The organism is Paenirhizobium selenitireducens ATCC BAA-1503 (assembly GCF_900492185.1).
GTDB classification, from domain to species: domain Bacteria; phylum Pseudomonadota; class Alphaproteobacteria; order Rhizobiales; family Rhizobiaceae; genus Allorhizobium; species Allorhizobium selenitireducens_A.
Genome location: NZ_UEYP01000022.1, coordinates 20,797 through 31,086 on the forward strand (window position 1 = coordinate 20,797; position 10,290 = coordinate 31,086).

Genomic DNA, 10,290 nt, shown 5'->3' on the forward strand with positions numbered 1-10,290 from the left:
GCAAGGCTAGATCGGAATGCTGCCATTGTCTTCGCCGTCCCAGTAATGGGCGATCTCGGCATGCACCTTGACCAGCATCAGGCCGGGCGTGTCGACCCCTTGCGGAAACCAGCGATCGAGGTCGGAGATCCAGTGTGCCGCGAACGCGTCCTTGTCGTCGATCAGCGTCGCCTTGCCCTCGAGAGCGATGAAGATTCCGGGTTTGCCGAGCAGGCTCGGCGGCGCCGAAAATGTGAGCGTAACCCTCGGATCGGCCGAAATTTCCGCCACCTTGCGGGTATCCCGGTAGGAGAACAGCCAGGTATCGCCGTCAAAATCGACATTGCCGTTATTGCTCATCGGCCGGCTCGCAATCGCCCCGGTCGGGCCGAGGGTGGAGAGCATGCAGAAATCGATCTTCCGCATCTTCTTCGACAGGTCCTGCAGCGTCATGGTCGTCATCGGCATATCCTCCTGGGCGTGATTGCCAGAGACAATCGCCGCCCGGCCGGATTGTTCCGGTAAACAGGCATGACCGGCTCCATCACGTTCCGCAGAATGTGCGGGTCACCCTCTGCTCGCGTTCCGGTGCGAGTGTCAACTCTGCGAAGGCGGCGTTCTCCCGATAGGGATCGGCGAGCGCCTCCGCGAGCCGCTCGAACGGAGCGAAATCACCGGAAATCCCAGCCGCGATCGCCTCCTCGATCCGATGATTGCGCGGGATTATGGCCGGGTTGACCGCCTCCATTGCCGTCCGCCGCTGCCCGGCGGTGCGCGGATCGCCTTCGTGGCGCAGATTCCAGCGGCGCAGCCAGTCGTCGAGGCCGATCGGATCGTTGAACTCGGCAGCAAGGGCTTCGGCCGGCGCTCCGCCGGCCACCTTGCAGAGCGCCCGAAAGGCGCGAGTAAAATCGGCCTCGCCGTCCTCCATCAGCTTCAGCAGCGAATTGACGAGGTCGAGGTCGCCTTCCTGCGCCCCGGCGATCCCCAGCTTGTCGCGGAACAGATCGAGCCATCGCCCCTGGAAGACGCGGCCGAAGTCGACAAGCGCGGCATTGGCCGCCTCGACATTCCTGTCTTCGTTATCGCCCAACAGCGGCAGCAGCGTCTCGGCAAGGCGCGCAAGGTTCCACTGCGCGATCCCCGGCTGGTTGGCGTAGGCATAGCGCCCCCGCTGGTCGATCGAGGAAAACACCTTGCGCGGATCATATTCGTCGAGGAAAGCGCACGGGCCGAAGTCGATCGTCTCGCCCGACACCGCCATATTGTCGGTGTTCATCACGCCATGGATGAAGCCGACCGTCAGCCACCGTGCCACCAGATCGGCCTGGCGCACGGATACCGCGTTGAGAAGCGCCAGATAAGGCTGATCGGCGCCCTCGAGCTCCGGATAATGACGGGCAATCACATGGTCCGCGAGCGTCTTGACCGCCTCGGTATCGCCACGGGCGGCGAAGAACTGAAAGGTGCCGATCCGGATATGGCTGGCCGCCACCCGCGTCAGCACCGCGCCCGGAAGCTTCGTCTCGCGATAGACCGTCTCTCCGGTCAGCACCGCCGCCAGCGCCCGCGTGGTCGGTATGCCGAGGGCGTGCATTGCCTCCGAGACGAGATATTCCCGCAACACCGGCCCAAGGGCCGCACACCCGTCGCCATTGCGGGAAAAGGCGGTGACGCCCGCCCCTTTCAGCTGGATGTCGCGCCGCCTGGCCCTGGCGTCGACCACCTCGCCGATCAGGATCGCGCGGCCGTCGCCGAGCTGCGGCACGAAATTGCCGAACTGGTGGCCGGCATAGGCCATGGCGATCGAGGCCGCCCCTTCGGGCAGGCTGTTGCCGGAAAAGATCGCCGCCAGGTCCTCATCGCTCGCCTCGGTGAAATCGAGGTTCAGCTCCTCGGCCAGATCGCGGTTGAACCGAATGAGGCGCGGCGCGCGGGCGACGGCCGGTTCGGCCGGCCGGTAAAACCGCTGCGGCAGCCGAATGTAGCTATTGTCGAATGCAAACAAGGATCCTGGCTCCCCTCTTCGCCGCCAGGTCAGACGGCGCATTTGTCATCACCCAATATGGGGCGCCGCCCGGCTCGGGCAAGCCGCTTTGTCGCGCCGTCGAAGGGTCTCATCGACGGCCGGGAAAAGCCGGACCAAATTTGGGCGAAAGGCAGGCACGCTATTGTGCCGTGGCTCATAGGCCTCGTAACGTGCCGGCCGACCGGCATGCGCGCGTCGGGGTCGCCGCGCGGCAATGCCGTCTTTTCGCCCCTGCCCTGCCCGCAGAGACGCGGGCCGTTGCCGGGGGTACCGATTGTCGAGGGGAAGATCAGACATGAAGATCCGTATCGCCGCCATCGCGGCCCTTGCCGCTGCCGTGCTGGCCGGCTGCACCACAACCGAGGAAGCCAATACCGTCATCCAGTCCCGCTGGATCGGCCAGCCGGCCGAGCTGTTCTTCACCCAGTACGGCCCGCCGATCTCGGAGTTTCCGATGGGCAGCGGAAACATCCTCTACACCTGGCGTGGCGGCGACAAGACCCGCTACATCCCGCCGACCTACGCCACCCCCGCACCGGCCCAGACCACAACGCGCACGGTGACGCGCGAGCCTAAGCCCGGTGTCACGGTCACCAAGACCACGACGATCGGTGGCGGCTATGCAGCCCAGCCGCAGATGATCTCGCCGCCGCGCTATGAGGAACTGTACTGCGAACTGCAGATCACCGCCGACCCCTCGGACCGTATCGTCGCCATCCGCGCCACCAACGACACCGATGGCGAGGGCTTGTCCTTCTCGCGGTGTGCGGAAGTCCTGAACGCCCATCCGCAGAAGTAAGCCTGCTCCAGCCGGCCTGTCGAATCGCCCTCCGCGCCCGGCGCGGAGGGTTTTCCTTTGCTCCGCCGCCCCGGCCCCGGAGAAGCAGACGCCGCTTCGGGAACATCCCCTGCCGGGGCTTTGCCGTAGACAGCGACAAAGCGCTTACGATAATCTTCGCGGCGCGATAGAACCGAAGGCCGGCGCGACTGATTTCCGGGCGCCGTGTCGACCAATTAGAGGGACAACCATGTTCAAACGCCTTTCGATCACCGCCGCATTTCTTGGCGCCGCCACCGCCCCGGCCTTCGCCCATCTCGACCCGGCCGAGCACGGCTCGCTGATGGCCGGCCTTTCCCATCCGCTGTCGGGTGCGGACCATATCCTGGCCATGATTGCCGTCGGTCTCTGGGCGTCGCAGATCGGCGGACGCGCCCTCCTCGCCGTGCCGGCCGCCTTTGTCGGCACCATGGCGCTGGGCTTCCTGCTCGCCGTTTCCGGCATTGGAATTCCGTTCGTCGAACCGGCGATCCTCGCCTCGGTGATCGGCCTCGGCCTGCTGGTCGCCACCGCCGCCCGCCTGCCGGTCGCAGCCTCTGCGGCCGTCGTCGGTCTGTTTGCCCTGTTCCACGGCCACGCCCATGGCGGCGAACTCGGTGCCGCCGGTGCGCTGCAGTTCGGCCTCGGATTCCTCGTCGCCACCGCCGCCCTTCATGCCGCCGGCGTCGGCCTCGGCATCGCGCTCGGCCGCATGGGTCCGCTCGTCACCCGCCTGCTGGGCGCAGCAACGGCACTCGGCGGCGCGATCCTCGTGCTCGGCTGATCCGCCAATACCTTGGTGAAATGCGATCGGCGGGCTTCAAGGCCCGCCGATTTTGTTTGCGTTCGGTATTCTCGCCTCAGACGATCGCCAGCCGTGGCCCCTTGCCGTCGAGCCCCTTGAGCAGCGTGCCGACCTCTTCGCCGCTCATCGGCTCCGCATAGAGAAAACCCTGTAGTTCGTCGCAGCCGATTCGAGTGAGAAACTCGTTCTGCTCGGCCGTTTCCACACCCTCGGCCGTGGTCTTCAGCCCCTTGGCCCGCGCCAGTTCGATGATTGCCTGCACGATCGCCTCGTCGCCACGATCCTTGCCCAGGCCGTCGATGAACATCTTGTCGATCTTGATATGATCAACCTCAGTCTCGTGCAGGCGCCCGAAGGTGGAGAAGCCGGTACCGAAGTCGTCGAGGGCAATGTTGATCCCGACGGCCCGCAAAGCGCGAATATTGGCGGCGCAGTTTTCCGAATCGTCCATCCACGCCGTTTCCGTGACCTCGATCTCGAGCTTGTGCGGCGCAAGCCCGCTCTCCCCGAGAATGGTCATGACCTCCATGGCAAAACCATTGTCGCGCAATTGTACGGCCGAGACGTTGACCGCGATGTTCTCGATCGGCCAGTTGGCGGCGGCGCGACAGGCTTCCTCCAGCACGTAGCGGCCGAGCTCCCGGATCAGCCCGCCCTCCTCGGCGATCGGCACGAAATAGACCGGGGAGATCAGTCCACGGGTCGGATGATGCCAGCGCACCAGCGCCTCGACGCTTCCGATCTTGCCGGTCGTGGCGAAATATTTCGGCTGATAGAGAACACGGAACTGGCTGCAGTCGGCAAGTGCCCGGCGCAGGTCGCGCTCGATTTCGGCCCGCTCCCGAACCATGGCATCCATGTGCGGACCGAAGATCGAATAGCAGCCGCGTCCGCCCGCCTTGGCGCTGTAGAGCGCAACATCGGCCTTGCGCGTCAGCTCGGTGCGCTCCGTGCCGTGCTGCGGCGAAAGCGCCACGCCGATCGATATGCCGACGAAGGCGTTCTGGTCCTCGACGGCGATCGGCTGGGAAACCGCATCGACGATCGCCGTGCACAAGGCCTCGACCTCGTCGACCTTGTGATAGCGCATCAGCACGTTGAACTCGTCGCCCCCGACGCGGCAAAGCGATGATTGGGGAGGCAGGAGCTTGCCGATACGGACCCCGACCTCGCGGATGACAAAATCCCCGGCCGGATGGCCAAGCGTGTCATTGATCGGCTTGAAGCGGTCGAGATCCAGATAGAGGATGGCGATCTGGTTCTTGCCGTCACGCTCGCCAAGAGCCGCATCGAGCAATGTCTCGAACGAAGCGCGGTTGAGCAGCCCGGTCATTGAATCGTGGCTGGCGAGATAGCGAATGCGTTGCTCCTGTTCGCGATTGGCCAGGGCGCGGCGATAGAGCATGACAATGAAGATGCTGACCGTCCCGATCAGGCAGAGCAGGATTGCGATCAGAGCCGGCGCGATCGACTGGAGAAAGGCCATTGCCGGCCGATAGGGCTCCCAGACCACATGGCCGATGATGCCGCCGCCATTCGTCACCAGCGGCACGCTCGCCTTGCGGAACTCCGCCTCGTCCTTCAGTGAGAAGTGTATGTTATTGAAATCATAGCTAGTCTCGAGTTCCTCAAGGAACGGGCCGTCGAGATAGCGGATCGCGATATGGATGCTCTCGGCCCCCGCAACCTGTTCGATATCGCCGCTGTCGCTGATGATCGGCTTGAGGCTGACCACGGCCGGACGACCGTTGAGAAAGCGGAAATCGGTGAGGCCCGGGCTGTCGATGCCGTCCTCCAGGCCCGGCTCCTCGCCCCGACCAAGGGCTGCCCGCAGTTCCCGCAACATCGGGTCGACCGTCGCGCGAACGGCTTCATAGGCCGATGGCTGTGCAGCGGCGCCGGCGACATAGACGTAGAGGGGCTTGTCCTGCGGATCGAGAACATAGGCAGCGTCATGACCGAAATAGGTGTGCATCCACTCGCCGAGATTGACGTGAATCCACTCCAGGTTGTCGGAGGATGCAGGCTCGCGCACTTTGATGACGGCGTCGTCCCACACCGTCGCGCTCTCCTGGTCGTGGGCGATCTGGTAGCGGAATCGGCTAATGACATGGCGTGCCATCTCGCTCTGGCGGGCGACCGACACGGTGTCGATCTTGGTGGTGGACCAGACGAGGAAGGCAAAGGTCCCGGCGGTCAGCACCGCCATGCCGAATATTGCGACCGCAACAACCTTGAGCATGGAAACATCGGCCCTGCGACGGAAGCCAGGAAAAGCCATGATATGTGAGCCTCTGTTCATATGCTCAACAAATGGCACATTCGCCTTAATACTGTGCTTCCCGGTAAGGTTTCCGATCCATTAAGGCTTAGACTTTCGGCCTCGACGACGCCCTTTTCCACAGGACGGTGGAGCCCCCATCAGCCCCGTCCGCGATAGGTCGCAACCCCCTGATCCGGCAACCACACGCCCTGCGGCGGCGCGCCGGTCTGCCAGAAGACATCGATCGGAATGCCGCCGCGCGGATACCAGTAGGCGCCGATCCTCAGCCACTTCGGATCAAGCAGGTCGACCAGCCGCTTGGCGATGTAGATCGAGCAGTCCTCGTGGAAGGCGCCGTGATTGCGGAAGGAAAACAGGAAGAGTTTCAGCGACTTGGATTCGACCAGCCAGTCGCCGGGAATATAGTCGAGGACGATATGGGCGAAATCCGGCTGGCCGGTCATCGGGCAGAGCGAGGTGAATTCCGGCGCGGTGAAGCGCACGACATAGTCGGTGCCGGCATTGCCGTTCGGCACGCGCTCCAGCACGGCTGTCTCCGGGCTGGTCGGGGCCTCGACCGTCTGGCCGAGCTGCGACAGCCCGCTGACATCGGTCTTGCTCATCATCGCTTCTCCTTTGCTTTCGCCGCGATACCGACCCGGACGCCATGCGCCGTCTCGCTTTCGGGCTCCACGTGAATGGTGACGCGTCCGCCCGGAAGCACAGCCTTGACGGCGGCCTCCAGCCGGTCGCAGATCTTGTGCGCCTCGCTGACCGACATGTTGCCCGGAACGACCAGATCGAAGGCGACGAAGGTGACCGCCCCGCCGCGCCGCGTGCGCAGGTAGTGCACGTCGAGCGAGCCGGCCGAATTTTCCGCGATCGCCGCCTTGATCGCCGCCTCTTCCTCCGGCTCGACCGCCTTGTCCATCAGGCCCGCCACCGAATGCGAGATCACCTTCCAGCCCTGGTAGATGATGTTGATGGCGACGAGGATGGCGAGCACCGGATCGAGGATCGCATAGCCGGTGACGACCACCAGCACCAGGCCGACAAACACGCCCGCCGAGGTCACCACGTCCGACATGATGTGATGACCATCGGCCGCAAGCGCCGGCGACCGGTGCGTCTTGCCGATGCGGATCAGGGTCCGCGCCCAGATCAGGTTGATGAGACCCGCCGCCCCGTTGATCGCAAGACCCAGCACCGGCGCCTCGAGCACCTGCGGATCTGCGAGCGCCGAAACCGCCTCGCGGATGATGAGCAGTGCCGCTATGACGATCAGCACACCCTCGAGAACCGCCGACAGATATTCCGCCTTGTGGTGGCCATAGGGATGGTCATCATCCGCGGGCTTCTGCGCATAGCGGATGACAAAGTAGGCGACGAAGGCGGCGACCACGTTGACGGTCGATTCCAGCCCGTCGGATAGCAGCGCCACCGACCCCGTTACCCACCAGGCGACGAGCTTCAGCCCCATCACCCCGAACGCCAGCGGAATGCCCCAGAAGGCAAGCCGCGCGACGATCCCGTTGCCCTGTTCGGTCATGGTTTCCATCCTTGCAGATGCGAGCGAATTGCATAAATCCGTCGATCAGAAATGCGAAACCGCCCGCGACGAAGCGCGGACGGTCATTGGTCGCTCCTATGGACGAACTGACCCGCCTTGTCAAAGCCGGGACACGCTTATGCCGCCTTCTCCTTCGCCCGCCGCGACAGATGCGCCACGACGTTTTCGATCATCCGCATGCCGGCATCGTGGCCGAGCGTCATGATCGATTCCGGGTGGAACTGCACGGCGGCCACCGGTTCCTTGGTGTGCTCGATGCCCATGATCGTGCCGTCCTCGCTTTCGGCGGTGATGATGAAATCGCGGTCGAGCGTGGTCGGGTCGGCAAAGATCGAGTGATAGCGGCCGACGGTCACTTCCTTGCCGAGGCCGGAGAAGACGAGGCCGGGTTCCAGCACGCGGATGCGCGACGGCTTGCCGTGCATCGGCACCGCGAGCTGGCGCAATTCCCCGCCATAGGCTTCGGCCAGCGCCTGCAAGCCCAGGCAGACGCCGAAGATCGGCAGGTTACGCGCGCGGGCGTGTCTGATCGTCGCCTTGCAGTCGAAATCCTTCGGACTGCCCGGTCCGGGCGACAGCACGACCAGGTCCGGATCCATCCGGTCGAACACTTCCTCCGGCACCGGCGTGCGCACGGTCGACACCTCGGCCCCGGTCTGGCGGAAATAGTTGGCTAGCGTGTGGACGAAACTGTCCTCGTGGTCGACCAGCAGGATCTTGACCCCCTGCCCGACCTTGGCAACGCCGCGCTTGGCCTTGCCGTCGTTTCCGGTCTTGGCGTCACGGATCGCCGCAATCATCGCCGAAGCCTTGAGTTCGGTCTCGGCCTCTTCCTCTTCCGGGATCGAGTCGTTCAACAGCGTCGCGCCGGCGCGCACCTCGGCAATCCCGTCCTTGATGCGCACGGTCCTGAGCGTAAGCCCCGTATTCATGTCGCCGTTGAAGCCGACCATGCCGATCGCCCCGCCATACCAGGCGCGCGGGCTCTTCTCATGCGCCTCGATGAAACGCATGGCCCAGAGCTTCGGCGCGCCGGTGACGGTGACGGCCCAGGCATGGCTCAAGAAACCGTCGAAGGCGTCCATACCGTCGCGGAGCCGCCCCTCGATATGATCGACGGTGTGGATCAGGCGCGAATACATCTCGATCTGGCGGCGGCCGATGACCTTGACCGAGCCCGGCTCGCAAACGCGGCTCTTGTCGTTGCGGTCGACGTCCGAGCACATGGTGAGCTCGCTCTCGTCCTTCTTGGAATTCAAGAGCTTGAGGATCTGTTCCGAGTCGGCGATCGGGTCGTCCCCGCGCTTGATCGTGCCGGAGATCGGGCAGGTCTCGATGCGCCGGCCCGAGACGCGCACGAACATTTCCGGCGAGGCGCCGACCAGGTATTCCTGGTGGCCGAGATTGATGAAGAAGGAATAGGGCGACGGATTGATTTCCTTCAGCCGCTTGGAAATTTCCGATGGCTTCGAGTCGCAGCGTTCCATGAACTTCTGCCCCGGCACCACCTCGAACAGGTCGCCCCTGCGGAAGCTCTCCTTGGCCTTCACCACCAGCTCGGCATATTCGCCCGGGCGATGGTCGCCGCGCGGCGGGATCGTTTCGGTGTGCTGGAACGGTTCCGGCGCGATCTCGCCCGACTTGCCCTTCGTCGAAAGCTCGCCCTTTTCAAAGTCGTAGCGGTCGATCCAGGCCTTGGCAGAATAATGGTCGACGACGAGGATTTCGTCGGGCAGGAACAGCACCATGTCACGCTGGTCTTCCGGCCGGGCCAGCGACAGCTTGATCGCGTCGAACTGGAAGGCGAGATCGTAACCGAAGGCGCCGAACAGGCCGATCGACGAATCCGCATCCGAATGAAAGAGATCGGTGATGGCGCGCAGAACGGTGAACACCGTCGGGATCTTCGAGCGTTCCTCTTCGGTGAACACCCGGTCCGGCTCGTTGACGACGAGGTCGAGACGCCGCACCGTGCGCGCGCCGAGCGTCAGGTCGGCCACGGTCGAAAGCTTGTCGGCGATCAGCGACAGAAGCACTTCGCCGCGTTCGTTATAGGCCTCGATCCACACCTTGCGGCCGAAGCAGGAAAGCCCGAGCGGCGGATCGATGATGGCGGTGTCCCAGCGGGTATAGCGGCCCGGATATTCGTAGTTGGACGAGAACACCGCGCCGCGCCGCTCGTCGAGCCGGTCGATATAGCTCGAAATGGCATCGGCATAGGGCGTCGGGCGCCGCTCGCGCGTGACGGTGATCCCGCCGCGCGTCTCGTAGGTCTCTCCGCCATCGTCCCGAATGATCGTCGCCATGCTTGCGTCTCTCCGTCTCTCAAGGCCCGGATCGAGGCGCCTTGAATACAAAAAAGCCGCCTCAGGTAATCCGGGCGGCTTTGGGGTCACTTGTCTTTGGACATGACTGGTCAAGGCCGCGTTAGCGTGCCCACCACCAGTTACCGTTGTTCATCGACTTGATCATGAGCGATTTCATAGCGTGGGCTGCATTTCCGTGCAACGGGATTTTCGGCCTGTGTGGTATTTTCCACGCGCAGGCCGGGCAATCGTGCAACAGGCTCGCCGGACCGCGCAACCATTCTCCGCCCCATGCGTTGCAGCACGGTGCCCATCCAACCGAAAGGCGGCTGAATGACGAAGCGGCTTGCAGTCATCCTGATCGGCCTTTGCCTCCTCACCGGCGCGGCCCTGCCGCCCACCGGCCCGGTCCCGACCGACAAACCGCCCTCACCGGCGGACCAGCCCGCCGTTCCGGCCCCCGCCGAAAAGCCCCCAGCAGAGGAATCCGCGCCGGTCCCGGCCCCCGTCCCCGCTCCGAC

At 64.3% G+C, this 10,290-nt stretch carries 8 protein-coding genes and 1 pseudogene; 3 read left to right on the top strand and 6 right to left on the bottom strand.

The genetic code is table 11. From position 1 onward, the window contains the following. Window positions 1-6: 6 nt before the first annotated feature. Complete coding sequence (locus tag RHIZ70P_RS21450) at window positions 7-441, bottom strand: pyridoxamine 5'-phosphate oxidase family protein (protein WP_115672592.1); 435 nt, start codon at window positions 439-441, stop codon at window positions 7-9. Between the two features lie 82 nt (window positions 442-523). Then, window positions 524-2,029, bottom strand: coding sequence for a protein adenylyltransferase SelO (locus RHIZ70P_RS21455; RefSeq protein WP_115672578.1), 1,506 nt, complete (start codon window positions 2,027-2,029; stop codon window positions 524-526). Window positions 2,030-2,303: 274 nt separating this feature from the next. Between RHIZ70P_RS21455 and RHIZ70P_RS21460 the strand changes: the two genes are divergently transcribed. Beyond that, window positions 2,304-2,807, top strand: coding sequence for a hypothetical protein (locus RHIZ70P_RS21460; RefSeq protein WP_115672580.1), 504 nt, complete (start codon window positions 2,304-2,306; stop codon window positions 2,805-2,807). Window positions 2,808-3,036: 229 nt separating this feature from the next. Next, the gene (locus tag RHIZ70P_RS21465) at window positions 3,037-3,609 is read left to right on the top strand and encodes a HupE/UreJ family protein (RefSeq protein ID WP_115672582.1); all 573 of its coding nucleotides are present in this window, start codon (window positions 3,037-3,039) and stop codon (window positions 3,607-3,609) included. A 76-nt stretch (window positions 3,610-3,685) separates the two neighbouring features. Here the strand turns inward: RHIZ70P_RS21465 and RHIZ70P_RS21470 are convergent, their stop codons facing one another. The 4 genes from RHIZ70P_RS21470 to RHIZ70P_RS21485 all read right to left on the bottom strand — a co-directional run bounded on the left by RHIZ70P_RS21470 (window position 3,686) and on the right by RHIZ70P_RS21485 (window position 9,769). Then, window positions 3,686-5,872, bottom strand: a complete 2,187-nt coding sequence (locus tag RHIZ70P_RS21470) for a putative bifunctional diguanylate cyclase/phosphodiesterase (RefSeq protein ID WP_181904101.1) — start codon at window positions 5,870-5,872, stop codon at window positions 3,686-3,688. Window positions 5,873-6,051: 179 nt separating this feature from the next. Further along, the gene (gene queF, locus RHIZ70P_RS21475) at window positions 6,052-6,516 is read right to left on the bottom strand and encodes a preQ(1) synthase (RefSeq protein ID WP_115672594.1); all 465 of its coding nucleotides are present in this window, start codon (window positions 6,514-6,516) and stop codon (window positions 6,052-6,054) included. Further along, window positions 6,516-7,442, bottom strand: coding sequence for a cation diffusion facilitator family transporter (locus tag RHIZ70P_RS21480; RefSeq protein ID WP_115672595.1), 927 nt, complete (start codon window positions 7,440-7,442; stop codon window positions 6,516-6,518). The genes queF and RHIZ70P_RS21480 overlap by 1 nt, the downstream gene beginning before the upstream one ends. 137 nt (window positions 7,443-7,579) lie before the next feature. Beyond that, complete coding sequence (locus tag RHIZ70P_RS21485; protein WP_115672586.1) at window positions 7,580-9,769, bottom strand: anthranilate synthase; 2,190 nt, start codon at window positions 9,767-9,769, stop codon at window positions 7,580-7,582. A gap of 333 nt (window positions 9,770-10,102) precedes the next feature. Here RHIZ70P_RS21485 and RHIZ70P_RS23185 point away from each other — a divergent pair. After that, window positions 10,103-10,290: pseudogene (locus RHIZ70P_RS23185) on the top strand (extensin); the annotation flags it as partial.

Bases quoted from the DNA above. Each gene is read 5' to 3' on its own strand.
- RHIZ70P_RS21460 (WP_115672580.1), top strand. From the start codon at position 2,304: ATGAAGATCCGTATCGCCGCCATCGCGGCCCTTGCCGCTGCCGTGCTG.
- queF (WP_115672594.1), bottom strand. From the start codon at position 6,516: ATGAGCAAGACCGATGTCAGCGGGCTGTCGCAGCTCGGCCAGACGGTC.
- RHIZ70P_RS21485 (WP_115672586.1), bottom strand. From the start codon at position 9,769: ATGGCGACGATCATTCGGGACGATGGCGGAGAGACCTACGAGACGCGC.
- RHIZ70P_RS21450 (WP_115672592.1), bottom strand. From the start codon at position 441: ATGACGACCATGACGCTGCAGGACCTGTCGAAGAAGATGCGGAAGATC.
- RHIZ70P_RS21465 (WP_115672582.1), top strand. From the start codon at position 3,037: ATGTTCAAACGCCTTTCGATCACCGCCGCATTTCTTGGCGCCGCCACC.
- RHIZ70P_RS21470 (WP_181904101.1), bottom strand. From the start codon at position 5,872: ATGCTCAAGGTTGTTGCGGTCGCAATATTCGGCATGGCGGTGCTGACC.
- RHIZ70P_RS21455 (WP_115672578.1), bottom strand. From the start codon at position 2,029: ATGCGCCGTCTGACCTGGCGGCGAAGAGGGGAGCCAGGATCCTTGTTT.
- RHIZ70P_RS21480 (WP_115672595.1), bottom strand. From the start codon at position 7,442: ATGACCGAACAGGGCAACGGGATCGTCGCGCGGCTTGCCTTCTGGGGC.